General features: G+C 61.9%; 26 protein-coding genes. 12 read left to right on the forward strand and 14 right to left on the reverse strand.

Going from position 1 to position 23,305, the window contains the following annotated elements; translation table 11 throughout:
* Nucleotides 1-15 precede the first annotated feature (15 nt).
* Genes RBB32_RS06710 through lgt form a run of 4 tightly spaced genes read right to left on the reverse strand, consistent with a single transcriptional unit; the run spans nt 16 to nt 3,116 of the window.
* Nucleotides 16-393 carry a hypothetical protein gene (locus tag RBB32_RS06710; RefSeq protein WP_306151931.1) on the reverse strand — a complete coding sequence of 126 codons (378 nt, stop codon included), beginning with the start codon at nt 391-393 and terminating at the stop codon, nt 16-18.
* A gap of 22 nt (nt 394-415) precedes the next feature.
* The gene (gene pgeF / locus RBB32_RS06715; protein ID WP_306151932.1) at nt 416-1,171 is read right to left on the reverse strand and encodes a peptidoglycan editing factor PgeF; all 756 of its coding nucleotides are present in this window, start codon (nt 1,169-1,171) and stop codon (nt 416-418) included.
* On the reverse strand, nt 1,168-2,232 hold the full coding sequence (locus RBB32_RS06720) for a class I SAM-dependent methyltransferase (protein WP_306151933.1): 1,065 nt from the start codon (nt 2,230-2,232) through the stop codon (nt 1,168-1,170). The genes pgeF and RBB32_RS06720 overlap by 4 nt, the downstream gene beginning before the upstream one ends.
* Complete coding sequence (lgt, locus tag RBB32_RS06725; protein ID WP_306151934.1) at nt 2,229-3,116, reverse strand: prolipoprotein diacylglyceryl transferase; 888 nt, start codon at nt 3,114-3,116, stop codon at nt 2,229-2,231. The genes RBB32_RS06720 and lgt overlap by 4 nt, the downstream gene beginning before the upstream one ends.
* A 97-nt stretch (nt 3,117-3,213) precedes the next feature.
* On the opposite strand from lgt, the gene RBB32_RS06730 reads away from it, so the two are divergent.
* On the forward strand, nt 3,214-3,453 hold the full coding sequence (locus tag RBB32_RS06730; protein WP_306151935.1) for an accessory factor UbiK family protein: 240 nt from the start codon (nt 3,214-3,216) through the stop codon (nt 3,451-3,453).
* A gap of 321 nt (nt 3,454-3,774) precedes the next feature.
* On the opposite strand, the gene RBB32_RS06735 is transcribed toward RBB32_RS06730, so the two are convergent.
* The 6 genes from RBB32_RS06735 to RBB32_RS06760 all read right to left on the reverse strand — a co-directional run bounded on the left by RBB32_RS06735 (nt 3,775) and on the right by RBB32_RS06760 (nt 8,413).
* Nucleotides 3,775-4,233, reverse strand: coding sequence for a hypothetical protein (locus tag RBB32_RS06735; protein ID WP_306151936.1), 459 nt, complete (start codon nt 4,231-4,233; stop codon nt 3,775-3,777).
* A gap of 275 nt (nt 4,234-4,508) precedes the next feature.
* On the reverse strand, nt 4,509-5,630 hold the full coding sequence (locus RBB32_RS06740) for a beta-ketoacyl-ACP synthase III (RefSeq protein WP_306151937.1): 1,122 nt from the start codon (nt 5,628-5,630) through the stop codon (nt 4,509-4,511).
* A gap of 81 nt (nt 5,631-5,711) precedes the next feature.
* Complete coding sequence (locus RBB32_RS06745; RefSeq protein WP_306151938.1) at nt 5,712-6,671, reverse strand: D-glycerate dehydrogenase; 960 nt, start codon at nt 6,669-6,671, stop codon at nt 5,712-5,714.
* Entirely contained in the window at nt 6,668-7,009 is a 342-nt protein-coding gene (locus tag RBB32_RS06750; RefSeq protein ID WP_306151939.1) for a tRNA-binding protein, read from the reverse strand. The genes RBB32_RS06745 and RBB32_RS06750 overlap by 4 nt, the downstream gene beginning before the upstream one ends.
* Nucleotides 7,002-7,817 carry a pyrroline-5-carboxylate reductase gene (gene proC, locus RBB32_RS06755; protein WP_306151940.1) on the reverse strand — a complete coding sequence of 272 codons (816 nt, stop codon included), beginning with the start codon at nt 7,815-7,817 and terminating at the stop codon, nt 7,002-7,004. The genes RBB32_RS06750 and proC overlap by 8 nt, the downstream gene beginning before the upstream one ends.
* Before the next feature lie 95 nt (nt 7,818-7,912).
* Nucleotides 7,913-8,413 (reverse strand): YbjN domain-containing protein, encoded by a 501-nt coding sequence (locus RBB32_RS06760; protein WP_306151941.1) that lies wholly within the window; start codon nt 8,411-8,413, stop codon nt 7,913-7,915.
* 768 nt (nt 8,414-9,181) lie between these two features.
* On the opposite strand from RBB32_RS06760, the gene RBB32_RS06765 reads away from it, so the two are divergent.
* Nucleotides 9,182-9,955 carry a sulfotransferase family 2 domain-containing protein gene (locus tag RBB32_RS06765; protein ID WP_306151942.1) on the forward strand — a complete coding sequence of 258 codons (774 nt, stop codon included), beginning with the start codon at nt 9,182-9,184 and terminating at the stop codon, nt 9,953-9,955.
* A gap of 139 nt (nt 9,956-10,094) precedes the next feature.
* Here RBB32_RS06765 and RBB32_RS06770 read toward each other — a convergent pair whose 3' ends face one another.
* On the reverse strand, nt 10,095-11,054 hold the full coding sequence (locus RBB32_RS06770) for a LysR family transcriptional regulator (RefSeq protein ID WP_371931028.1): 960 nt from the start codon (nt 11,052-11,054) through the stop codon (nt 10,095-10,097).
* A gap of 111 nt (nt 11,055-11,165) precedes the next feature.
* Here RBB32_RS06770 and RBB32_RS06775 point away from each other — a divergent pair, with 111 nt between their 5' ends.
* From RBB32_RS06775 to RBB32_RS06820, 10 genes are all read left to right on the forward strand, one after another.
* Nucleotides 11,166-12,032, forward strand: a complete 867-nt coding sequence (locus RBB32_RS06775; protein ID WP_306151944.1) for an ABC transporter permease — start codon at nt 11,166-11,168, stop codon at nt 12,030-12,032.
* A complete protein-coding gene (locus RBB32_RS06780) occupies nt 12,032-12,817 on the forward strand; it encodes an ABC transporter permease (RefSeq protein ID WP_306151946.1) in 786 nt (261 codons plus the stop codon). Before RBB32_RS06775 ends, RBB32_RS06780 begins: the two co-directional genes overlap by 1 nt.
* Before the next feature lie 54 nt (nt 12,818-12,871).
* Nucleotides 12,872-14,014 (forward strand): PotD/PotF family extracellular solute-binding protein, encoded by a 1,143-nt coding sequence (locus RBB32_RS06785; protein WP_306151947.1) that lies wholly within the window; start codon nt 12,872-12,874, stop codon nt 14,012-14,014.
* Between the two features lie 119 nt (nt 14,015-14,133).
* Nucleotides 14,134-15,204 carry an ABC transporter ATP-binding protein gene (locus RBB32_RS06790; RefSeq protein ID WP_306151949.1) on the forward strand — a complete coding sequence of 357 codons (1,071 nt, stop codon included), beginning with the start codon at nt 14,134-14,136 and terminating at the stop codon, nt 15,202-15,204.
* A gap of 4 nt (nt 15,205-15,208) precedes the next feature.
* Nucleotides 15,209-16,561, forward strand: a complete 1,353-nt coding sequence (locus RBB32_RS06795; RefSeq protein WP_306151950.1) for an aspartate aminotransferase family protein — start codon at nt 15,209-15,211, stop codon at nt 16,559-16,561.
* Between the two features lie 9 nt (nt 16,562-16,570).
* Nucleotides 16,571-17,497 carry a 3-keto-5-aminohexanoate cleavage protein gene (locus RBB32_RS06800; protein ID WP_306151951.1) on the forward strand — a complete coding sequence of 309 codons (927 nt, stop codon included), beginning with the start codon at nt 16,571-16,573 and terminating at the stop codon, nt 17,495-17,497.
* Between the two features lies 1 nt (nt 17,498).
* Nucleotides 17,499-17,987 (forward strand): N-acetyltransferase, encoded by a 489-nt coding sequence (locus RBB32_RS06805; RefSeq protein WP_306151953.1) that lies wholly within the window; start codon nt 17,499-17,501, stop codon nt 17,985-17,987.
* Nucleotides 17,984-19,006: a histone deacetylase family protein gene (locus RBB32_RS06810; RefSeq protein WP_306151954.1), complete on the forward strand. Its 1,023-nt coding sequence runs from the start codon at nt 17,984-17,986 to the stop codon at nt 19,004-19,006. The genes RBB32_RS06805 and RBB32_RS06810 overlap by 4 nt, the downstream gene beginning before the upstream one ends.
* Nucleotides 19,003-20,112: an FAD-binding oxidoreductase gene (locus RBB32_RS06815; protein WP_306151955.1), complete on the forward strand. Its 1,110-nt coding sequence runs from the start codon at nt 19,003-19,005 to the stop codon at nt 20,110-20,112. Before RBB32_RS06810 ends, RBB32_RS06815 begins: the two co-directional genes overlap by 4 nt.
* Nucleotides 20,109-20,459, forward strand: a complete 351-nt coding sequence (locus tag RBB32_RS06820; protein WP_306151956.1) for a RidA family protein — start codon at nt 20,109-20,111, stop codon at nt 20,457-20,459. Before RBB32_RS06815 ends, RBB32_RS06820 begins: the two co-directional genes overlap by 4 nt.
* Before the next feature lie 51 nt (nt 20,460-20,510).
* Here the strand turns inward: RBB32_RS06820 and RBB32_RS06825 are convergent, their stop codons facing one another.
* Genes RBB32_RS06825 through RBB32_RS06835 form a run of 3 tightly spaced genes read right to left on the reverse strand, consistent with a single transcriptional unit; the run spans nt 20,511 to nt 23,292 of the window.
* Nucleotides 20,511-21,647 (reverse strand): mandelate racemase/muconate lactonizing enzyme family protein, encoded by a 1,137-nt coding sequence (locus RBB32_RS06825; RefSeq protein ID WP_306151957.1) that lies wholly within the window; start codon nt 21,645-21,647, stop codon nt 20,511-20,513.
* The gene (locus RBB32_RS06830) at nt 21,644-22,387 is read right to left on the reverse strand and encodes a sulfite exporter TauE/SafE family protein (RefSeq protein ID WP_306152050.1); all 744 of its coding nucleotides are present in this window, start codon (nt 22,385-22,387) and stop codon (nt 21,644-21,646) included. Before RBB32_RS06830 ends, RBB32_RS06825 begins: the two co-directional genes overlap by 4 nt.
* On the reverse strand, nt 22,387-23,292 hold the full coding sequence (locus RBB32_RS06835) for a LysR family transcriptional regulator (protein ID WP_306151958.1): 906 nt from the start codon (nt 23,290-23,292) through the stop codon (nt 22,387-22,389). Before RBB32_RS06835 ends, RBB32_RS06830 begins: the two co-directional genes overlap by 1 nt.
* Nucleotides 23,293-23,305 lie beyond the last annotated feature (13 nt).

The following is a 23,305-nucleotide window of genomic DNA, read 5'->3' on the forward strand; positions in this document are numbered from 1 at the left end:
GCGCGGCCCCTGCGTTCAGGCGGTCTTGAGCTTGGCCATCGACTGAAGACCCGGGCGCGCTTTTTGTTTCGCGTTGCGTTGAAACGGCAGGGCCGGGGCCTCTTGCTTGCTGGTTTCGATGACGCTTTTCATCCAACGCTTTTTCATGGTCTCGTCCTCGGTTCTGATCGGCCCGCTGCGGGCGTTGATGTCTGATTGAACCCAAGCATGCCCCCGTTTTGCGGCCATGTTTTGACGCCATCCAAGAAAATCGGCGGTTTCTCGACCCGGCTTCAGGGCAATTTCGACAAGTCTGCCAAATTCCCTTAAATTCATGGAAATAAATAATAAACTTCCGCGGCCGGTTGCCAATTCACGGGTTTTCAATGGAATTGTTTCCACCAAATAGGGCAAACCTGCCCCCTTTTGGCCCGATTCAAAGCCGTATGGCGGAAATCAGGCGGCCATAATCGGCCTCGCCCGCATGGGTGGCCCGCCGGTAAGAGAAAAACCGCTCCGCATCCGAATAGGTGCAATGCCGCGTCCATTCCGCGGCCCCCACGCCCGCCTGCCGCATCCGGTGAAGGCCAAACGCGGGCAGGTCGAACAAATAACGATCCCCCTCGCCATTGGCGAAAAACCGGTGGTTTTCCGGGTCTTCGGCCATGAAATCGTCCAGGAACTCCGGCCCCACCTCATAGGCGCGCTGACTGATCGACGGGCCTATGACCGCGCGGATCGCCTCGCGCTTGGCCCCCAGACCCTCCATCGCGTCGATGGTGGCCTCCAAAACACCGTCCAGCGCCCCGCGCCACCCGGCATGGGCCGCCCCGATAACGCCATTCTCGGCATCGGCAAACAGCACCGGCTGACAATCGGCGGTCAGGACGGCCAGCGCAACGCCCGGCGTGGCCGTGACCATGGCATCGACCTTGGGGCGCTCTTTTATCGGGCCGTCCACGATCGCCACCTCCGGCGAATGCACCTGGTGCACGGTGATCAGGTTCTCTGGCGGCACCTCCATTGCCTCGGCCACCCGTGCGCGGTTGATCGTCACGACCGAGCTTTGGTCGGATGACCCCTGCCCACAGTTCAACCCATGAAACACCCCCGACGAGGCCCCGCCCTTGCGGGTAAAGAACCCGTGCCGTAGCGGTGCAAGGCTGTCGGCTGTCAGGATTTCCAATGTCATGCCTCGAATCCCGGTGGTGGTGCGGCGCCTTCGGGATAAAGCGCCATGGCTTTGAAGAGCGTCCCCATTTCCTGCGGGTGGGTCAAGCGCCGATGTGCCGCGGTATGCTGTGTCAGCGCCTCGCCACTCATCCCCTTGGCCAGGGCCTGTGCGCGTTGCGTGATGCCAAGCCGCTCCAGAAACACGCCCTGTGGGGTCAGGCGGCTATGGGCGCAAGGCGCGGCCAAGGCCAGCGCCTCGAAATCCACATGCGCCGTCAGGTCCGCCATTCCGGGGTCTGTAAAAGGGTTCACCGGCTCATGCGCTTGCAACGCCTGAAAGGTATCGCCCAAGGACCGCCAATCGCCATAATCCACGATCACCGCCGCGCCGCCCCGTGCCTTGATCTTCGCGCCGATGCTGGCGGCCACGGCCTGTGCGGGCGGCGAAAATTCCACCACGTCGCCGGGGCGCGAATCCTCCAGCCGATGGTCCAGGGCGGGCAGGGGGCTGGCCTCGCTCAGGCCAAGGGTCAACGCCCCCTCTTGCAGCCCGACCGAACGTTCGCGCCACATCTCGGCCTCGGCGCGCTCCACCTGCCGTACCGGCAGGGCATCGAAGAATTCGTTCGCCACAAGGAAAAGCGGCGCATCGGGCAAATCCTCAACACCCTCGTGCCAGGTCACATTCCAATGGGCCAGGGTCTCGGCCTGCACATCGCGCAGGGTTGCGGAGGTCTCGACCAGATGCACCGACAAGGCGGCGTGAAACCCCGGCACCGCGCGGGTCGCCCGCAATATATCGGCCATCAATGTGCCGCGCCCCGGCCCAAGCTCGGCCAGTGTAAACGGCTTCGGCGCGCCCTGATCCAGCCACGCCTGCGCCAATGTCAGGCCGATCAATTCGCCGAACATCTGGCTGATCTCGGGGGCGGTGGTGAAATCGCCCTTGGCCCCCAAGGGGTCGCGCGTTGTGTAATAGCCATGCTCGGGGTGCATCAGGCAAAGCGCCATGTATTCCGACAGGGGCATCGGCCCCTCGGCCCCGATCCGCGCGGTGATGACCTCGCGCAGGGGGCTCATGTCTCATGCCGCCGGGCAATCAGCAACAGGAACAGGCCCAGGGCGACCATCGGCAGTGACAAAAGCTGCCCCATGCTCAGGCCCCAATTGCCCAGATGTACGACATATCCCATCGGGTTGTCGGGCGTGATGAACTGTGCATCCGCCTGCCGGAAAAACTCCACCACGAAACGCGACAGGCCATAGCCGATGAAAAACACGCCCGCGACCAGCCCCGGCATCCAAAGTGCCCGGTGCCGCCAAACCAGCCAGAGAATCACCGCGCCCAGCAAAAGCCCCTCAAGCCCCGCTTCATAAAGCTGCGAAGGATGGCGCGCGCAGGGGCCCTCCACCCCCGGGCAATCCTGTGCCGCCGCCGTTGGGAACACCACGCCCCAAGGCGCATCGGTGGGCCGGCCCCAAAGCTCGGCATTGATGAAATTGGCAATCCGGCCCAGCAACAGCCCGACGGGGGCGGCCATGCACAGAAGATCAGCCAGCGAAAGAAACCTGATGCCGCGCGACCACGCAAAGCCCAGGCAGGCCAGCATGACGCCCAGCAATCCACCGTGAAAGGCCATGCCGCCTTGCCAGACCTTCACGATCTCAACCGGGTTCTGCAAATAATATCCCGGCTGGTAAAACAGGACAAAGCCCAACCGCCCGCCAAGGATCACCCCAAGGATCACCCAGGTCAGCAGGTCTTCGATATCGCGCACGCTTAACGGGGCCTCGCCACCCCGCCACAGGTGCCCGCGCCGCACCGCCATCACCACCAGGCGCCAGCCCAGAACGATGCCGACGATATAAGCCAGCGCATACCAGCGCAGGGCAAATTCCATGCCAAAAAGCGAGATGCTGAAAATCTCGGGCGAAATATCGGGGAAGGGGATCACGGCCTGCATGTGCGTCTCTGTGCCTCTGGTTTGCCGGGGAAGTCAATCCTTGTCCCCCGTGCCTCATACGCCCATATAGGGACAAAGCGAAACCGGAGTGTGACCGATGCAAAGCCGTAACAAAGTGCTCGACGATATCTCGCAGTTGATGACCAATGCCATGGGCGTGGCGCAGGGCGCGAAAGACGAGGCCGAAACCGCCATGGCGTCGATGATCGACCGTTGGCTGGCCGACCGTGATTTCGTCACCCGCGAAGAATTCGACGCCGTCCGCGCCATGGCCCAAAAGGCGCGCGAGGAAAACGAGGCGCTCAAGGCCCGGATCGAGGCATTGGAGAAGAAGTAAGGGAAAGCAGTGGGCTTGTCTAAGGGCATGCTTTCATGGCTGGCGACCCTTTCCCGGCTCAGGCCCGTCCAATCCCGTCTGCAGGGCCGAACACACTCACTTCGCCAATGCCCGGGGCTTTTTGCAGGCTTCTTGCGACCTGGTCGTGCCGCGCCTCGCCGTGTCTAAAGTGACGCCTGTTAAAGCGCCGGTTTCGTACGACTCGTACGACATGCCCACGGGTCGCCGGGATTTTCGTACGAAAACCGGGGTGTAAACGTACGACTCGTACGAAAATTTTCGGCCAAACGGGGCCCAATCGGCGCGAAGATTCCGGCTGAATCAGCTCGCCTCTTCCTCGAGATGGATCTTCATATCAATCAACACCTGCTGTAGTTGCGAGGTCTCGCGCAGCAGGCGCTTGGCCTCGTTCACGGTGATAATTCCATCTTCTATGGATTGCTGGTATTCGGCCATAAGCATCGCAAATCGTTGAGATAATGCGATCACGTCGCTGTTTACGCCACCCTCGCGGTCGGTGTTGCGGCGGGGGCCTTCGAAGGTCAGGCCGATCCCCTTCAACTCCGCCAGGGCCCCGGTCACATGCGGATAGCTTGCCGCCTCTTCCAGGGCCGCCACCGCATCAATCGGCATAAACCGATCCGCATGTTCGTCATGATCCGAATAATAACGCCCCAAAGTCGCCTTTGACTTGCCTGTCAATTCGCAGGCAGGTTCGATTCCGACATCTTTCACAAGCGCCTCGGTATGCTTCTTCAGATAGCTTCCGATCTTCGACATTCACTCATCCTCACGGCCGGTTTCCGCACTGCGGGGAAGTCCCGGATTTCTTTCCCATTCAGGGCTTTATCACAATATGCAAGCTTCAACGCAATCCCGGGTTTCGGGATAAGCCTATGCCCGACGTCCCCAGCGGCGGGCAGAGGGGGGCGGACGCAAGATGCGACCTTCTCCCGGCCGCCTGTTCGCGGTGTCGGATTTCCATCCCCTGGGCTTTTTGCCCACCCGGCCCAGTCGGACAGGCGGCCCAGTGCCCGGAAAAACGCTTGGCTCTCTCAACCCCTCTCGACAAGTACGGACCCCACCGAATACCCCGCCCCGAACGAGCAGATCAAACCATGGTCGCCCGGTTGCAAGTCACCAGAATACTTGGAAAATGCCACGATCGACCCCGCCGACGAGGTATTGGCATAGTCCTGCAGGATGTTGGGCTGTTCCTCGGGTGTCGGTACCCGGCCCAGGACCTTCTTGCCGATAAAATCGTTCATCGACTTGTTGGCCTGATGCAGCCAAAGCCGCTTGAGGTCATCCGGGGTCACGCCCGCCGCGTCCAGATGCGTGGCGATGTGCTTGGAGACCAGCGGCAGCACCTCCTTGAATACCTTGCGCCCTTCCTGAACGAACTGCATGTCGCGCCGGTCTTCCATGCCCTGTGGACGGCTGCGGCGCAGGAAGCCGTTGTTGTTGCGGATATTATTGGAAAACTGGGTGGCGCATCGGGTGGACCGGACGATGAAATGCGCGCCCCGCGCTTCCTCGGCGCGTTCCAGGACAACCGCCGTGCAGACATCGCCGAAGATAAAATGGCAATCCCGGTCGCGCCATTCCAAGTGGCCCGAGCAAATCTCGGGGTTCACGACAATCGCGCAACGTACCGAGCCCGAGCGGATCATATCCGCCGCCGCCTGTATGCCGAAGGTGGCCGAAGAACAGGCGACATTCATATCGAATGCAAAGCCAACCGTGCCCATAAGTTGTTGAATTTCAATGGCAATCGCGGGGTAGGGGCGCTCGTGGTTCGACGCCGCGCAAATCACCAGATCGACCTCGTCGGCCCGTCGCCCGGCCTGCTCGAGTGCCTTGCCGCAGGCCTCAAGCGCCATTTCGGCCATGATGCCCGGCTCTTCGTTGCTGCGCTCACGCAGCAGGGGGTGCATCACGGCCGGGTCCAGCACCCCGGCCTTGTCCATCACGTAGCGCTGTTCAATCCCCGAGGCGCCGACGATGAATTCGGGCGACGAAGGCCCCTTGGCCTCGACCTCGCCTTTGGCGATCGCTTGGGCATTCTCGGCGTTGAATTTTTCCGCGTAGGCATTGAACGCCTCGACCAATTCCTCGTTGGTGATGACCTGATCGGGCGTGAAGACGCCGCTACCGGTGATCGCGGGGGTATGCATGGTTGGTCTCCCGAAAATATCGGAACAGATCAACCTATGCCTGCCCTCGCGTCAAGCCTGACGGTGCGGAACTCTGCGCGCCTATTCAATCAGGTTCGGAGGGGTCTCGCCCGCAAGCGCGGCGCGCAGGTTTTCAACGGCCAGAAATCCCATGGCCTCGCGCACCTCAAGGGCCGCCGTGCCAAGATGCGGCAGAAGGGTGACATTTTCCATATCTATCAAGGCCTTGGGAACGTCTGGTTCCTTCTCGTAGACATCGAGACCGGCCCCGGCAATCTGCCCATTTTGCAGGGCTTTGATCAAGGCGGACTCCTCCACCACATCGCCGCGGGCAATATTGATGAAATGTCCCGTTGGTTTCATTACGTCAAAAACGGGCGCACCGATCAGGTGATGGGTATCCGCCCCGCCGGGGACGGCCACCACGACGATATCGGCCTTGGCGGCCAGTTGTGCCATGCTGTCGGCGCGGGTGGCGGGAATGTCCAGCTCCTTGGCCGAGCGATTGAAATAGACAACTTTCATGCCGAAGCCCATATGACAGCGCCGGGCAATCGCCTGTCCGATCCGGCCCATGCCGATGATCCCCACTGTCTTGCCCGAGACATGCAGGCCCAGCATTTGGGTGGGGTGCCAGCCGCTCCACTCTCCCGCGCGGACCATGCGTTCGCCTTCGCCTGCACGCCGGGCGCTCATTAAAATAAGGGTCATGGCGATGTCGGCAGTGGCATCGGTAACAGCACCGGGGGTGTTGGTCACCATGACGCCCGCGCCCTTGGCGGCCTCTGTGTCGATATGGTTATAGCCCACCCCGAAGTTGGCCAGCACCTTGCAACGCGGGTTTTGTGCCTCGTCGAACACTTCGGCCGAGAACATATCGCCCAAGGTTGGCAAAATCCCGTCATAAAGGTTAAGCGCGGCGCGCATTTGTCCGATTTTCAAAGGTGCCGTGTCTTCGCGCACCTCCACGTCATCGAACAATTCGCGCGCCCGGGTCAGAACGGCCTCGGGCAAGGGACGGGTCAGGTAGACGCGGGTCAATGCATTTTCTCCCCGTTTTCAACAGGTTGGTCCGGCCGCAACAGGACGATCCCGCCCTCGGTATCCGACAGGCCCAGAACGAGAACCTCGGACATGAAGGGCCCGATCTGGCGCGGGGGGAAGTTGGTGACGGCCATCACCTGCCGCCCCGGAAGATCCTCGGGGCTGTAGTGCGCGGTGATCTGGGCCGAGGTCTTCTTTTCCCCAAGCTCCGGGCCGAAGTCGATCCAGAGCTTGATCGCGGGCTTGCGCGCCTCGGGGAAGGGGGCGGCACGGGTGATTGTTCCGACGCGAATATCGACCTTCAGGAAATCCTCGATACCAATCTCATCAGCCATCCCGCAACTCCCGTGACCGGTCGGCGGCGGCCTTGACCGTGCGTTGCATCAAGTCAGGCAAGCCGTTGTTTTCGTTCATTAACACCTCAAGTCCGGCCTGCGTGGTGCCATTCGGGCTGGTGACGTTCTTGCGCAGTTGCGCAGGTGTTTCATCAGCGGCTTCGGCAAGCGCGCCCGCGCCGGCCACGGTGGCCTGGGCCAGTTGCATGGCAAGCTCCGGGGCCAGCCCCTCGGCCTCGCCCGCGCGGGCCATGCATTCGATCATGTGAAAGACATAGGCCGGGCCCGAGCCGGACACGCCGGTGACGGCATCCATCTGGTCTTCGCTGTCCAGTCGCACGACTTGCCCGACCGCTTCGAGAAGCGATTGCGACAGGTCCAGATGCGCGGGCGTGGCATGCGCGTTGCCGATGATCGCGGTGATCCCCCGGCCCACGGCGGCGGGGGTGTTCGGCATCGCGCGGATCAACGGGGTTTTATCGCCAAGCACTTGTTCAAAAACGGAAATCGGCGTTCCGGCCGCGACCGAAACGAACAGCGTTTCACCGTTCCCCATGGCTGTGATCGCGGGCAGGGCATCGCCCATCATCTGGGGTTTCACGGCGATCAGGACGATGGCGGGGGTGGCGGGAAGATCGGCGTTGATGTGAACGCCGGTGCCTTGCAGCCAGTCGGAGGGGTTGGGGTCGATCACCCAGACGGAGGTGTTGGGTAAGCCCTTGGCAAGCCAACCTTCCAGCATGGCCGAGCCCATCTTACCGCAGCCCAGTAGCACCAGCCCGTTGCGGCTGACATGGTCCATGTCCATGAATTCACTCCCTTTTTTCCTGTCGGCCTTGTGGCGTGTTTCCCTAGGATTACGCCGACAGAAGGGCTTGTGCAATGGGGCGGGCGAAAGGCTGCTCAGGCGCGGCCGTAGGCTTCGGCGATGGCCACTTGCAATGCGTCCTGCGGTGTGCGGTCACCCCAGATAACCAATTGAAATGCCGGGTAAAATCGCTCTGCGCTCAGGACGGCGGCCTTGATCAGCGTATCCACCTGGTCGGGGCTGACGCCTTGGCCGCCGGCCATGACCAGACCGTAGCGATAAACCATCAGTTTCTGCTCGGCCCAATAGGTGAAGGCCCCGGCCCAGCATTGATCGTTCACGTCGTTAAGTGTTTGATACAAAACGGGAAGTTTGTCCTCGGGGGGCTCCATTTCGAAGGTGCAGACCATGCGCAGCGTTTCGTCATACCCCGACCAGGCGAGGGTGATGGAGTAGGTGCGCCATTGGCCTTCGACGGCCATTGCGATCTGATCGTCGGCGATGCGGTCGAAGTCCCAATCATGGTGTTCGGCCAAATGTTCAACGATATCAATGGGATGAAGGTCTTCTTGGAAGAAATGCTCGGACAGTGCCATGGCCCACCTCACTTGGTTGTAGCGCGCGGAGATGGCAGCACCCCAAGCGCTATGTGCCTGCTCTATGGGAAGGGGCTAACCCCCTAGCCCATACAAGATATGGTGCGGGCAGAAATGCCGTCTGTAAAGCTATTTGTTGTGGATAACCGCAATAAGTTGTGGATGACATCAAAACTTCATCAAGATTAAGCGGCTACCATGGAGTTTCGTACGAGTCGTACGCAAGAGGGCGGAGTTTCGTACGAAAATCGGCGCGGTCGCGGGGACAGTCGTACGAGTCGTACGAAACTTGCGGCGCTGTACAGTCTGTACATTTTCTACGCGGGATCTGTACGGAAATCGGGGGCGGCGGAGGGGGGAATGTACAAGTTGTACAGATATGGGCCCGTGGTTCGGTTGTTTAAGGTGATGTTAAGGCTTTGGGGCGAGGGTGTGTGCGATGGGTAGAGCGCCACGCCTTCAACCTGTGACATCGGCGAGAGGCGGGGCGCGTGCAACGATTGAGTGGAGCACCGCGTTTCGCGAAACGCTTTGGGAGGTGTGTGATGTGATTGCCTTGTTTCAGTCCGAAGCGGACAACGATAGCTGCGAGGCGGTATGCCACCGCAGGTCGCCCGAATTTTTACCGCGCCGTGTTAGCGGGGCTGTTAGCTATTCTGAGAGACTATTGACCGCAGGACTTCCTTCGGCAAGTTTGACCCCGAGCAGCTTGCCGCTCGGGGGGGGTGTCGAAACATCGAGCTGAGAGGCCGCAAACATGAAGCTATAATGCGGTGGGATCGCGACGTGAATTTTCAGACTCTCAAGAAAAATTACCACAGCAAGCGGCATTTTCTGCAAAATTTGCACCTGGCAAACCCGGGCGTGTCGGCAAGGCCATTCGTTTACATGAAGAACCACAAGGCCGCGTGTTCAACCATCATTGCCACTCTACTTCGACAAACGACGGCGCATGACGGGGCCGCGATCGGCGAGCTTGATGCGGCAACGATCCATAGCCCGCCAAAACGGCTGCTTGCCACCGGCGAAAGGGGGCTGAACGTCGATCAGGCCGAACAGGCATTAAACAACAAGGCCACATTCAAATTCACTTTCGTACGCGATCCGGTGTCACGCACAGTGTCGGCCTTTGCCGACAAGATGGGGGCAGGCAGCGTCAATAAAAGACGGCTGATGCAGTATGTCGGACGCCCTGAAGAGGATACTATCACTTTATCTGAATTCCTTGATATCATCGCGCAGGATGCCGGCGCCCTGGACCTGGACCGGCATTGGCGCCCGCAATCGAAAGAGATTTCGTATGATCAGATCGCATACGACTTTATCGGACGGGTGGAAAATTTGACTGCCGATCTGGGCCACGTGGTGCAGACCTGCTTTTCCATCGAGAAACCGATGATCGAGGACACTCGAAAGACGATCCGCCACACCTCGGATAGTCGAAAGTTGAAACAGACGCTGACCAGAGAAGACAAACGCAACCTCGAAACGGCGCTTGAAGCTGACCTTGCGATGTATGACCGGGTTAGCATGGCGGTGTGACCGGGCAAGTCGGCCCCCGCTGAACGCCGTTTTACCTGCTGTCGCCTACGAGGAAACTGTCCGACCGTGGCCGCCTTGATAAGAAGCCCTAGCGACTTTTGGCGCGGCCCGGGGGCGCTTCAAGGGGCTTTATCCCCCATCATCTATACGTCCGCTCTTCCATCGGGGTGGCCTCGATCCGGGCCAGCAGCCGATCAAGCAGGGATTGTTCGGCCCGGTTCAGCGTCGCCTTGGGGTTCCAGACCACGTGCACGTCGATCGCCGGGGGCTGGTCGTAGGGCGGCAATTGCCAAAGGAGGTCATCCTCGACGTCGCGCTTGGCGACATGGACGGGCAGGGGGCCGATGCCGAGGCCCGCGATTATCATGCGGCGCACTTCCTCAAGGTGGCTGGAGGTGCCGACCACCAATTCGCCCATATCCGCCTCGGCGCGCATCACGGCCACGGGTTTCAGCGCATCCTGCAAACGGTCGGTGTCGAAACTGACCGCCGATTGCCCGGCCAGGTCGGCGCGGGTCAGGTGGCGTTGACCGAAAAGCGGGTGTGGCGGGCCGCAGAAGAGACCGAAAAATTCGCGGTAGAGCCGCCGGTATTCCAGTTTCGGATCGCGCCGGTTTACAAGGCAAATGGCGAAAGAGGAGAACCGCCCCGAAACGCTGTCGACCGCCTCGGCGGAGGACAGCACGTCAATGTCGAGGGTGGCACGGGGATGCCCCGCGTGGTGTTCGGCCAGCACCGCGTCGAACAGGGGGCAGACCACGTGGCTGGCCAGGGCCACGCGTACATGGCCCGTGACCTCGTCGGTCATGTCGCGCATCAGGGTGGAGAGCCGCAGGATCGAGCCCTGGATATCCATCGCCTCGCGGTAAAGCACCTCGCCGGCCTGGGTCAGTTGGAAATGCCCCGGCTTGCGATCAATCAGGCGCTTGCCCACCCGATCCTCCAGCCGTTTGAGCGCGGCCGAGACAGAAGGCTGCGTCAGGCGCAGTTTATGGGCGGCCTCGGTGATCGACCGCGATTGCGCCAGAACCACGAAGCTGCGCAGCAGGTTCCAGTCAAGATCGCGCATCATGCGTTCGGGGCGGGGGCTATCGTCCATAGGTTTCATCTATAGTTATCATTCTGATTATCTATTTGATTAATGCTTAGCGGCTTTGCATCGTCAAGTCCAAGCTCCGGCCAAAACGGGGTATGGAAAAAGGGGAGATACATGTCGGTCGAAGCCCGTGAGGCGCGACAGCCTTGGATTTTGCTGTCGCCCGCTTTGACGGCGGTGGCGTTGCTGTTGTTCGTGCCGCTTTTGTTTATCGTGGTTTATTCCTTCTGGCTGCGCACGGCGACGGGCGCGGACGAGGTGGGGTTCTTCCTTGATAACTGGCAGGAGGCGCTGACCGATGCCTTTTACCGCGATATCCTTCTGAACACCCTGAAGATCGCCGCGATCACCACCCTGGCCTGTGCCGTGATGGGCTATCCGGCGGCCTATTTCATCGCCCGCAGCAAGGGCAACAAGGCAATATTGTTGCTGCTTTTGATGCTGCCCTTCTGGATCAGCTACATCATTCGCACGATGAGCTGGATCAACATCCTTGGGGTGTCGGGGGCCTTCAACACGGCGATGATGGCGCTGGGCATCATAGATGAGCCGATACAGATGCTGTATAACGAGGTGACGGTGATCCTTGGGCTGGTGCATTTCCTGCTGCCTTTCATGGTGCTGAATGTCTTTGTCAGCCTCGATGGTATCGACACCAACCTTGAGGATGCGGCCAATTCGCTGGGGGCCACCCGCTGGCAGGCCTTTACCAATGTTACGTTGCCTCTGTCGCTGCCCGGCCTGGCCGCCGGTGGGTTGCTATGTTTCGTGCTGGGCGCGGGGACATATATCACGCCGCTGGTTCTGGGCGGGCCGACCGATGCGATGTTCGCCAACCTTGTGTTCGAGGCCATCATCACGCAATTGAACTGGCCGCTTGGGTCGGCCCTGAGCCTGATGCTCTTGGTGGTGCTGGGGGCCTTGGTGCTGATCTACAATCGCTATCTTGGCATGGCGCAACTGATGAAGGGGCTGGGCTGATGGGCTGGAACCTTGTGCGCATCTGGACCGTTCTGGTCTATCTGTTCATGTTTCTGCCGGTGGCGGTGGTTGTCCTGTTGTCGTTCAACGCCAGCCAGTTCGGCAGCTTCCCGATGACCGGTTTTTCCTTTCGCTGGTTCGTGGAGCTGGCCCAGAACGAGGCGATCCTGCGGGCCTTTCGCACCTCGATCGTGCTGGGGCTGTTGACGGCGATGATCTCGACCACCTTGGGGGTTTTGGCCAGTCTTGCGCTGGTGCGGTATCGTGTGCCGGGGTCGAACCTGATTTCCACGCTGCTGATTGCGCCGATCTTGGTGCCCGAGGTGGTTTTGGCGGTGGCGCTGTTGTTGTTCCTGAATTTCCTTCAGATCAACAAGAGCTTTACCCTGCTGCTGCTGGGCCATGTGATTTTCACCCTGCCGTTTGTAATACTGGTGGTGCAGGCGCGGCTGGTGTCGATCAAGCGCGACGTGGAAGAGGCGGCGATGAGCCTTGGGGCCAGCCCGCGCCAGACGTTTTTCCAGATCACCCTGCCGCTGATGCTGCCCGCCGTGCTGGCCGGGGCGCTGTTCGCCTTTACCATCAGTTTCGACGACATCACCGGCACCCTGTTCTGGAAGCCCGGCGGGGTGGAAACCGTGCCGACACAGATTTTCGCCATGCTGCGCAATTCCATCAGCCCCGAGATCAACGCGCTGGGCACGGTGATGATCGTGATGACGGTGGGCCTGCCGCTGCTGGGCCTCGCCATCGCGCGACAAGTTGCAAAAAAGAGCGGCGGCTAGAACCGCCCGATCCACATTGATCCAACCAACAAGGAGAGACGAATGACAAGGAAGATGGATAACACAACCCGCTATGAGCGCCTGCGCGAGCGGTACATGAACGGCGATATAGATCGCCGCGGTTTCCTTGGCCTGATCGGGGCCGCCGGTCTGGCTTATGGTGTGCAGACGCCCTTTGCCAAATATGCCAACGCCCAGACCGTTGCCCAAGTGCGCTTTGACGGTTGGGGCGGCGTGGTGTCCGAGGCGCTGCGCGAAAACGCCTTTGACCCGTTTCAGGCCGAAACCGGTATCGACGTGGTCGATGGCACCTTCGGCGGGGGCGATGAATACCTCAGCCGTGTGAAGGCCAGCCAGGAAGGCGAATACAACATCGCCCACCTGTCGGGCGTCTTCGACTATGCCCGGTATCACAATCTCGGGCTTTCCACGGTTCTCAACGAGGATAACATCCCGAACTTGCAATACGTCATCCCCAAGCTGGTCGACGTCTTCCGCAAGGTGACCGACGGCAAGCTGTCCTGTGTGCCGTATGACTATGGGACCACGGGCCTTGCCTATAACCGCAAGTATATCTCGGACGAGGAAATGCAGGAGAAAGGCGCCAAGATCCTTATCGACGAGGCGCACAAGGGCAAGATCGCCGGGTGGAGCGATTGGCGCACCCGCCTGTGGTATGCCGCCCTGCAAACCGGGCAAGACCCGAACAACATCGAGGATGTCGAGGCCGCATGGGAAGCGGTGCGCGCGCATCGTGACCTGAGCCTGAAATACTGGGGATCGGGCGCCGAGTTGATGAGCCTTCTGGCCGAGGAGGAAATCCATGTCACCGAAGGCTGGTCGGGCCGCATCTACGCGTTGCAGGAGCAGGGCCACGACATCGGCTACATGGACCCGCCCAACGGCTTTGGTTGGCAGGAATGCATGTTCGTCATCAAGGGCAGCCCGATGGAAGCCTGCGAAGAACTGTTGAACTTCATGCTGGCGCCGGAAACCTCGATCGCGGTGGCCGAAGGGCAGAACTATCCGCCCGCGCTTGACCCGCAGAAGGTGGACCTTGGCGACAAGATCCCGACCCTGCCGGCCTTCGACCCGACGGGCAAACTGGACGGTTTGACCTTTGCCGACCCGGCCTATTGGAACGGCAATGAGCAAGAGTGGTCGAAAACCTTCGGTCGCGTGCAAAAGGGCTATTGACGCCCGCCGCCCAAGACCGTCCCGCCCCGACCGCCGCGCCGGGGCCTCGGATCAAGCCACGAGGCCCCGGGCCATGCCCGGGGCGGGATATCCCAGACGCCTGAGCAAGGACAGTGCAGATGAGTTCCGTCACCCTGAATAATATCGTCAAACGCTTCGGCAATTTTACTGCCGTGCACCAAAGCTCGCTTGAGATTCCCGAGGGGGCGTTCATCACCCTGTTGGGGCCGTCGGGCTGTGGCAAGACAACCAATCTGCGGATGATCGCCGGGCTTCTGGACCCGAGCGAGGGCGAAATCCTGATCGGGGGCAAACGGGTCAACGATGTGCCGATTCACAAGCGCAACCTTGGCCTTGTCTTTCAGAATTATGCGCTGTTTCCGCATAAGACCGTGGCCGAGAACGTGGCCTTTGGCCTGAAATACCGCGATGTACCGACAGAGGAAATTCCCAAGCGGGTGCAGGATGCGCTGGACCTGGTGCAGCTTCCGAATGTGGGGGATCGCTATCCCAAGGAACTGTCGGGCGGGCAGCAACAGCGCATCGCGCTGGCCCGTGCCATCGTGATCGAACCCGATGTTCTGTTGCTGGATGAGCCGCTTTCGGCGCTGGATGCCAACCTGCGCGAGGATATGCGGGTTGAGTTGAAGCGTATTCAGGAACGGATCGGTGTGACCACGGTTTTCGTGACCCACGACCAATCTGAGGCGCTGGCCATGTCGGACCAGATCGTGGTGATGTCGGAAGGCCGGGTCGAGCAGGTGGGCGCACCGGAAGAGGTGTATAATACCCCGGCCTCGGAATTTGTCGCCAACTTCCTTGGGGCCTCGAATATCCTCGAGTCCCGCTGTACCGGCACGGGCGATGGCGTGGCCATCGACGCGCCGATTTTCGGGCAAATGACCATTCCCGCCGAAAAAGCCCCGCGCATCACCGGCGAGGGCCCTGCAAAACTGGTGGTTCGGGCCGAGAAGCTGCAGCTTTCCGATCAGCCCGCGCCCGACGGTTCGGTCTCGGTGCCCGCCACCGTGGAAACGGTGGATTACCAGGGGCAGGCGGTGCGCTATTTCGTGCGCGCGGGGGATACACAACTGCAGGCGATCAACATGATTGACGGCCATCCTTTTGCCGAAGGCGCCGAGGTGCATTTGCACCTGCGCCCGCAGGACTGCGCGGCCTTGCCGGGATAATACCATGACTGAACGACCAAGCCACCTGTTTTACCAAGGGCGACAACGGCGGCCCGTGCTGGACCAAGCGCGCGGCGTCTACATGTGGGATGTGGACGGCAAGCGCTATCTTGATGGCTCCAGCGGCGCGATGGTGTGCAACATCGGCCATTCCAACGAGAACGTGCTTGAGGCGATGCGCCGCCAGATGGAGAAAAGCACCTTTGGCTACCGGTTGCATTTCGAGACCGAGGCCTCGGAAAAACTGGCCGCGAAAACGGCGGCACTTTGCCCCGAGGGGTTGAACCGGGTGTTCTTTGTCTCGGGCGGGTCCGAAGCGGTGGAAAGTGCCATGAAGCTGGCCCGGCAATACGCGATTGCCGTGGGGCAGGAGAGCCGGTGGAAGATCATTTCCCGCGCGCCCAGTTATCATGGCTGTACGCTGGGGGCCTTGGCGCTGACCTCTTACGATCCGCTGACCAAGCCCTTTGATCCGATGATGCAGTCCATGCCCAAGGTGCCCGCGCCGACGGCGTACTTGGATGGGCTGGATGCGCAGGACGAGGCGACGGGCCATCATTATGCCGATATGCTGGAGGCCAAGATTTTGCAGGAAGGCCCCGACAGCGTGCTGGCCTTCATGGTCGAACCTGTCGGCGGGGCCTCGACCGGGGCCTTGCCGCCGCCCAAGGGCTACATGGAGCGGGTGCAGGAGATTTGCCGCAAATACGGTGTTCTGCTGATCTTGGACGAGGTGATGACAGGCGCGGGGCGCACCGGTGCTTTCCTTGCCTCGGAGCATTGGAATCTTGAACCCGATATCGTGGTGATGTCCAAGGGGTTTGCCGCCGGTTACGTGCCGCTTGGGGCCATGGCCGCGCATGAACGCCTGGTCGAGGCGGTTCTGGATCAGGGCGGGTTCCTGCATGGCTATACCTATGCCGGGAATCCCTTGGCCTGTGCCGCCGGGGTGGCCGTGATCGACGAGATCGAGCGGCAGGGGCTGGTGCAGAATGCCGCCCGGATGGGCGAGAAGCTGATGGCCCGGCTTGAGGGCTTGATGCAGCGATACCCGATCATCGGTGACGTGCGCGGCATGGGGTTGCTTACGGCCTTTGAATTCATGGCCGACCGGGGCAGCAAGACGCCCTTGCCCAAGCACCTCAAGGCCTTTGACCGGTTCGTGAACATCGCCTATGACAACGGGCTGATCGTCTATTCGCGGCGCACCCGCAACGGGGTGGAAGGCGATCACATCATCGTTGCCCCGCCGATGATCGTGAACGATACGCATCTGGACGAAATCACCGGGATGCTGGATACCTCGCTTGCGCAATTCACCGATGAAATCCGGCCCGAGCTGGACAAGATCGCATAAAGGCCCGAGATGCGGAAAATCCTGATCACCTGTGCCGTTACCGGCTCGATCCATACGCCCAGCATGTCACCGCACCTGCCGGTGACGGGCGAGCAGATTGCAGACCAAGCCATTGGCGCGGCCAAGGCCGGTGCGGCCATCCTGCACCTGCATGCGCGCCACCCCGAGACCGGGCGGCCATCGGCCGAGGTCGAGCATTTCATGGGCTTTCTGCCGCGTATCCATGAAGGGTGCGACGCGGTGCTGAACCTGTCGACCGGGGGCAGCGCGATCATGAGCCTTGACCAACGGCTTGCCGCGCCCAAGCGGGTGGAGCCGGAAATGGCCTCGCTCAACATGGGGTCGATGAATTTCGCGCTTTACCCGATGGCCGAGCGCATCACCGATTGGCAGCACGATTGGGAAAAGCCCTTTCTTGAGGGCACCGACGATCTGGTCTTCAAGAACACCCCGCGCGACATTGGCCGCATCCTGACCGAACTGGGAAAGGAGCGCGGCGCGCGGTTCGAGTTTGAATGTTATGACCTGTCGCATCTCTACATGCTCAGGCATTTCGTGGACCGCGGTTTTGTGCGGGCGCCGCTGTTCATCCAGTTCGTTTTCGGCGTGCTGGGCGGTATGGGGCCGGACCCGGAAAACCTGACCCATATGGTGCGCATCGCCGATAAACTTTTCGGCGAGGATTACATGTTCTCGGTGCTGGCGGCGGGGCGGCATCAAATGCCGCTGATCACCATGGCGGCGGCCATGGGCGGGCATGTGCGCGTGGGGCTGGAGGATAGCCTGACCATCGCGCGCGGCACCTTGGCGGAGAACAATGCCCAACAGGTTGAAAAAATCCGCAGCATCGTCGAAGGCTTGGGCCGCGAGGTGGCCACCCCCGACGAGGCGCGGGATATCCTTGGCCTCAAGGGCGCGGACGAAATGGCGATTTGAGATGAGCGAGATTTCCCTGCGCGTGGTGGATACATCCGACGATCTGCCCCTGTTGGACGAAGGCCTGAGGCGGCTGAGTGCCGATCTGGGCGATGAGCACAAGGGCGACGTGGCCCTGTTGGAACAGGCGCTTTTCGGCGTGCACCCCTCGGCCTATGCGACGCTGGCGATGGCGGGCGAGGATTTGCGCGGCGTGGCCCTTTACAGCCCCACGCTTTCCACCGTGCGCGGCGCGGCGGGGGTTTACGTGTCGGACCTTTGGGTTGCGCCCGAAGGCCGGGGTCATGGCCTTGGGCGGCGCTTGCTGGCAGGGGCGGCGATGCTGGCGGCGCATTGGTGGAACGCGAAGTGGCTTTCGCTTGCGGTCTATGAACATTCGACCGAGTCGCGCAAATTCTACGAGCGGCTGGGCTTTGGCCCGCAAACCGGCGCGACGGTGATGAAACTGGATGCGGAAGGCTTCGAAAACCTGAAAGGGCATGCAAGATGAAAGCGATCTTCGACGAGCGGCAATGGCACCATGACCCCAAGCATTTCATGGCCAATGGCAAGCGCCTGCCGTGCCCCGAACAACCTGCGCGGATCGACAAACTGCTGAGCGGGGCCAAGGCCGCGCAATGCGAGGTTGCGGCCCCCACCGACCACGGCCAAGGGCCTATCGCGGCGCTTCATTCGCCCGAATACCTGACCTTTCTGCGCAATATCTATACCCGCTGGCAACGCATCCCCGATGCGGGCGACGAGGTGATCCCCAATATCCACCCTGCCAACCGCAGCGACAGCTACCCGCGTTCGGCGGTGGGACAGGCGGGGTTTCACCAGGCCGATACGGCCTGTCCCATCGGCGAAGGCACATGGGAGGCGGCCTATTGGTCGGCGCAAACGGCCCTGACCGCCGCCGATCTGGTGGCGGGGGGCGAAATGGCGGCCTATGCGCTGTGCCGTCCGCCGGGGCATCATGCCTTCGGCGACCTGGCGGGGGGCTTTTGTTTCCTGAACAATTCGGCCATCGCCGCCGAGCACCTGCGGATGAAGGGCCTGCGCCCGGCGATCTTGGACGTGGACGTGCATCACGGCAACGGCACCCAAGGCATCTTTTATGACCGCGACGATGTGCTGACGGTGTCGATCCATGCCGACCCGGTGCGCTTTTACCCTTTCTTCTGGGGGCATGCGCAGGAGCGCGGCGAGGGGCGGGGCCTTGGCTATAACCTCAACCTGCCACTGCCGCGCGGCACCGATGACAAGGCCTTTTTGCAGGCGCTTGATACCGGCCTTACCCGCATCGCCGATTTCGGGGCCGACGTGGTTGTCGTGGCGCTGGGCCTTGATGCGTTCGAGGGCGACCCCTTCCAAGGGTTTGCCGTGACCACCACAGGATTTGGCCGCATCGGCGCGGCGATTGCCAAGCTGGGGCTGCCCACGCTTTTCGTGCAGGAGGGCGGATACCTTTGCGACGAGTTGGGCGAGAACCTTACCGCCACACTGACAGGGTTCGAAGACGCATGACACATCCCGATATCATCGTCATCGGCGGCGGTATCGCCGGGATCAGCGCGGCGGCGGAAATGGCCGCCGAGGCCAATGTGCTGGTCTTGGAGGGTGAGGCGCAGATCGGCTATCACGCGACGGGGCGGTCGGCAGCGATCTTTATCCGCAACTACGGCAATGCCACGCTGCGCGCGCTCAATGCCGCCGCCGCGCCGATCTTCGAGGCGCCCGAGGGGATTTCCGACCGCTCGCTTTTGTCGCCACGCGGCGAATTGATGGTGGCGGGCGAGGCCGAGATCGACACGCTGGACGCCTATTGCGAGGGCGCCACGGGGATTGAGCGGCTGACAGGGGGGGAGGCGGCGGAGCTTGTGCCGATTTTCAAGCCCGGCCTGATCGCGGGCGCGGTTCTGGAACGCGATGCACAGGATATTGATGTGGACCGCCTGTTGCAGGGTTATGCGCGGCTTTTGAAATCGCGTGGCGGGCGCGTGGTGACGGCTGCGCAGGTCGAAGGCATCGCGCGCGGCCATTCGGCGTGGCAGGTCACGGCGGGGGGCGAGACCTATACCGCGCCGGTGGTTGTCAACGCGGGCGGCGCTTGGGCCGATCCGGTGGCACAGATGGCCGGCGTGCAGCCATTGGGGATACAGCCCTATCGCCGTTCGGCGGCGATCATCCCCGCGCCAGAGGGCTATGACGTGGAAGACTGGCCGCTTTTCGGGTCGATCACCGAGACATGGTATGCCAAGCCCGAGGCTGGCAAGCTGATGGTCTCGCCTGCCGATGAAGACCCCGTCCCCCCGCATGATGCATGGCCCGACGACATGGTGCTGGCCGAGGGGCTTTACCGCTTTGAACAGGCCGTGACGCATCCGGTGACGCGATTGGAACATTCCTGGGCGGGGTTGCGCAGCTTTGCCCCCGACCGCACCCCGGTCGTGGGATTCGACACCGGGGCCGACGGGTTTTTCTGGCTTGCCGGGCAGGGCGGTTACGGGGTGCAGACCTCTCCGGCGCTGTCGCGGCTGACGGCGGCCCTGATCACCGGCCAGACGCCCGATTTAGACCCGACAACCGTGGCGGCCCTTTCGCCCGAACGCTTTAGGAAGGATACCCAATGAGCAATGTAACCCGCACCCATACCAATCAACGCATGAGCCAGATCGTTACCCATGGCGATACGATCTACTTGGCGGGCCAGGTGGGCAACCCCGGCGATAGCGTGGCCGGGCAGACGACGACCTGTCTTGAAAAGGTCGAGGCGCTTTTGGCCGAGGCCGGATCGGATGCCACGCGAATCCTGCAATGCGTGATCTGGCTGGCCGATATGGCGGATTTCGCCGAGATGAACGCGGTCTGGGATGCATGGGTGCCCGAAGGCCACGCCCCGGCGCGGGCCTGTGGCGAGGCAAAGCTGGCCACGCCGGAATTGAAGGTGGAACTGATCGTGGTGGCGGCCAAGGGATAAGGCCGCTCGCCCCTCGTTTCGCAGTAGTTTCTTTCAGGAAACCGGCGCTGGCTAAAGCGTTCCGGCATGTGCCTCCAGTGCCAGTGTTTCGAACTCTGAAAGGCTTTCGGAGAGGGTTTCGAGGCCCAGCCCCGGGGCCTTGGAAAGGTGGAAAGCCCCGTCGCGCAGCGTGCCTTGGGGCAAGAGATCGTCGCGCAGGGGGTTGGCGTTGATGTCAAGTTCCAGAAGCCCCGCGCCACCCGCCGCGGCCAGAAGGTGGGCCGAGGCCAGAAGGCCCAAACCGCCGCCCAGGAAATGCGGGCAATAGGTGCGGCCCGCTTGGGTGATGGCTTGCGCGGCCTCAAAACACCCTGTCACCCCGCCCCATTTGGCGACATCGGGTTGGATGTAGCCGAGGTGCTTGCCGGCTTTTTCGAAGTTTTCGACCCCGGTGATGTTTTCTCCACCTGCCAAGGGGGGCTGGCCCAGAGCGGCAAGGCGCGCCCAATCGGTGGCGGGGGCGTCGGCGGCGATGGGTTCTTCCAGCCATCCGATATCCAGATTCTTGGTGGCCTGCATGAACTGCTGTGCGGTGGGGGCGTCCCATGCCTGATTGGCGTCGGTGAACAGGCGTTCGTTGTCCTGCAGACCCGCGCTTAGCTTTTCCAGCGTGGCAAGGTCGCTTGCCATGTCAAAGCCGACCTTGACCTTGAAAGCCGTGATGCCTTGGGCGCGGGCGGCTGCGATTTCGCCCTCTGCCTCGGTGATCTTGATGCCGCTGGCGTAGACCGGAACGGAAAGCGCGGCCTTGGGATTGAGCGCCTTGGCCAAGGGCAGGCCCGCCCGGCGCGCGGCCAGATCGTGACAGGCGGTATCAAGCCCGGCGAGTACCTGCGCGAAGGGCCCCCATTCGCCGCATTGCAGGGCGCGGATATGGGTTTTGCGCGTGAGATCGTGCCAGAGCGTGGCGGGATCATTTGAGGGCTGGCCGAGGACCAGCGGCGCGATGTCTTGGATCAACAGCTGCGCGCGGTGTTCGGCCCCGGCAGCGGGCCAATTGGCGAAAACCTCGCCCCAGCCGAAGGCGCCGTCGGCGGCGGTGAGGCGGACAAACACGGCGGGCCGGTCGCGCATTACCCCAAAGGAGGTGGCGACGGGGCGCGGGGTAGGGGCGCGGAAGACGCGCACCTGGATATGCTCGATGGTCATGTCAGTGCTCTTATCATCAGGATGATCCCTGACAGCAGGCACATTGAGATCAAGAGCCTGCGGAAGAGATCGTCGGAGAGGCGGCGAAAGACCGAGATGCCGATCTGTGCCGAAATCATGGTGGCGGGCAGGGCGATGGCGAGGTTGATCAGCACCTCGCGGCTGTAAGTGCCTTGCCACCAGAGCATGACGGCCGTGAGGCCGAGGATTGCCACGTTGAAAGGTTGCAGCACGGCGCGGGTTTCGGCCTTGGGCCATGGCCGCATGGAGCACCACATGGTGGGCAATGCGCCCGAAAGCGAGGCGGCGCCACCGAGGATACCGCCGGCAAAACCCACGGTCATGTCGATGAAGGGGGTGGGCCGCTCGAACTTGGGCAGGGCGCGACGCAGGCTGAAGAAGCCGCCGTAGATCAGCAGGAATGCGGCAATCACCAGTTTCAGGGTTGCCGCGTCGATGATGTAGAGGGCGGCGATCCCTAGCGGGATGCCGATAATACCGGGGCCGAGGAAACGGGCCATGCGGCGGGGATTGTCGAAAATCGCGTGACGGACGATCCAAAGGCCCTGCAACCCGCTGGCGACCGAGAGCACGACGACAACGGCCACGGCCTGTGGCGGGGTCATGACCGTAAGGAAAAAGCCGAGCGCGAAAAGCGCCGTGCCGAAGCCTGCCAGCCCGTTGATAAAGCCGCCCGCCGCCGCGCCGAGGACGACCATGAGGATAGTGTCATTCGAGATCATGTGGCCCCCAGTGAATTCGGGTCGAGTTTTCCAATTGCGGCGCTGTCGAGCAGGACGCTTTCGATTTCCTGCAACATATTGAGGCGCAGGCTGTCGCGACGGTAGATCAGCCCGAGGTGGCGCATCGGGGCGTCAGGGCCGAGGGAAAAGCGTTCGACGGCCAGTGGGTTTTGCGAGGGCACGCAACTGGCCGGAACGATGGAGACCCCGAGATTTGCAAAAACCATGCTTGAAATGGCTTCGAGACCGTCAAGTTCCATGCTTTCCTGCACGCGGATGCCTTTGCGTTGCAGCCAGCTTTCGATCATCTGGCCGACCACGGCATCGCGGTTGAAGCGGATGAAGGGGCGGGAGGCCAGAAGCTCGAGCGGGTCGTCGCAGGTGGTGCCCTTGGCGGCCAGAAGTTGCAGGGGTTCGTCGGCGATGTGGCGATAGTCGAAATCCGGCGGCAGGACAGGCGGGCGCGCGACGATGGCGGCATCCAGCGTGCCGCGTTCGATTCGCGAGATCAGCGGTGTGGTCAGGCCCGGATGGACCTGCACGTGGAGCTTGGGAAAGGCGGACTTGAGTCGCGAGACGGCCAGCGGTACGAGGCCCGTGAGGGTGGTGGGCACGGCCCCAAGCGCAATGTCGCCTTCGAGGGTGTCGGAGTCGACCACCGAGGGGACGATGTTATCATAGGCGCGGACCACTTCGCGGGCCTTGGCGACGATGGCGCGGCCAACGGGCGTGAGTTCGGGAGTGCGTTTCGAGCGGTCGAAGAGGGCGATTTGCCATTCGTCCTCGAGCGCGCGCATTTGCTGGCTGACGGCGGCGTGGGTGACATGCACCGCCTCGGCGGCGGCGCTGAAGGTTTTCTGCTCTTCCACGGCAATCAGGGTGCGCAACATGCGGATCGACAAAGGGAGGCTCCTG

Source organism: Roseovarius sp. MMSF_3281 (assembly GCF_030733685.1).
In the GTDB taxonomy this organism is placed as follows: domain Bacteria; phylum Pseudomonadota; class Alphaproteobacteria; order Rhodobacterales; family Rhodobacteraceae; genus Roseovarius.

Excerpts from the sequence above, each read along its gene's own strand:
- pgeF (WP_306151932.1), bottom strand. The coding sequence starts at position 1,171 with ATGACATTGGAAATCCTGACAGCCGACAGCCTTGCACCGCTACGGCAC.
- RBB32_RS06720 (WP_306151933.1), bottom strand. The coding sequence starts at position 2,232 with ATGAGCCCCCTGCGCGAGGTCATCACCGCGCGGATCGGGGCCGAGGGG.
- lgt (WP_306151934.1), bottom strand. The coding sequence starts at position 3,116 with ATGCAGGCCGTGATCCCCTTCCCCGATATTTCGCCCGAGATTTTCAGC.
- RBB32_RS06730 (WP_306151935.1), top strand. The coding sequence starts at position 3,214 with ATGCAAAGCCGTAACAAAGTGCTCGACGATATCTCGCAGTTGATGACC.
- RBB32_RS06735 (WP_306151936.1), bottom strand. The coding sequence starts at position 4,233 with ATGTCGAAGATCGGAAGCTATCTGAAGAAGCATACCGAGGCGCTTGTG.
- RBB32_RS06740 (WP_306151937.1), bottom strand. The coding sequence starts at position 5,630 with ATGCATACCCCCGCGATCACCGGTAGCGGCGTCTTCACGCCCGATCAG.
- RBB32_RS06750 (WP_306151939.1), bottom strand. The coding sequence starts at position 7,009 with ATGGCTGATGAGATTGGTATCGAGGATTTCCTGAAGGTCGATATTCGC.
- proC (WP_306151940.1), bottom strand. The coding sequence starts at position 7,817 with ATGGACATGGACCATGTCAGCCGCAACGGGCTGGTGCTACTGGGCTGC.
- RBB32_RS06760 (WP_306151941.1), bottom strand. The coding sequence starts at position 8,413 with ATGGCACTGTCCGAGCATTTCTTCCAAGAAGACCTTCATCCCATTGAT.
- RBB32_RS06765 (WP_306151942.1), top strand. The coding sequence starts at position 9,182 with ATGCGGTGGGATCGCGACGTGAATTTTCAGACTCTCAAGAAAAATTAC.
- RBB32_RS06770 (WP_371931028.1), bottom strand. The coding sequence starts at position 11,054 with ATGGACGATAGCCCCCGCCCCGAACGCATGATGCGCGATCTTGACTGG.
- RBB32_RS06775 (WP_306151944.1), top strand. The coding sequence starts at position 11,166 with ATGTCGGTCGAAGCCCGTGAGGCGCGACAGCCTTGGATTTTGCTGTCG.
- RBB32_RS06780 (WP_306151946.1), top strand. The coding sequence starts at position 12,032 with ATGGGCTGGAACCTTGTGCGCATCTGGACCGTTCTGGTCTATCTGTTC.
- RBB32_RS06785 (WP_306151947.1), top strand. The coding sequence starts at position 12,872 with ATGGATAACACAACCCGCTATGAGCGCCTGCGCGAGCGGTACATGAAC.
- RBB32_RS06790 (WP_306151949.1), top strand. The coding sequence starts at position 14,134 with ATGAGTTCCGTCACCCTGAATAATATCGTCAAACGCTTCGGCAATTTT.
- RBB32_RS06795 (WP_306151950.1), top strand. The coding sequence starts at position 15,209 with ATGACTGAACGACCAAGCCACCTGTTTTACCAAGGGCGACAACGGCGG.
- RBB32_RS06800 (WP_306151951.1), top strand. The coding sequence starts at position 16,571 with ATGCGGAAAATCCTGATCACCTGTGCCGTTACCGGCTCGATCCATACG.
- RBB32_RS06805 (WP_306151953.1), top strand. The coding sequence starts at position 17,499 with ATGAGCGAGATTTCCCTGCGCGTGGTGGATACATCCGACGATCTGCCC.
- RBB32_RS06810 (WP_306151954.1), top strand. The coding sequence starts at position 17,984 with ATGAAAGCGATCTTCGACGAGCGGCAATGGCACCATGACCCCAAGCAT.
- RBB32_RS06815 (WP_306151955.1), top strand. The coding sequence starts at position 19,003 with ATGACACATCCCGATATCATCGTCATCGGCGGCGGTATCGCCGGGATC.
- RBB32_RS06820 (WP_306151956.1), top strand. The coding sequence starts at position 20,109 with ATGAGCAATGTAACCCGCACCCATACCAATCAACGCATGAGCCAGATC.
- RBB32_RS06825 (WP_306151957.1), bottom strand. The coding sequence starts at position 21,647 with ATGACCATCGAGCATATCCAGGTGCGCGTCTTCCGCGCCCCTACCCCG.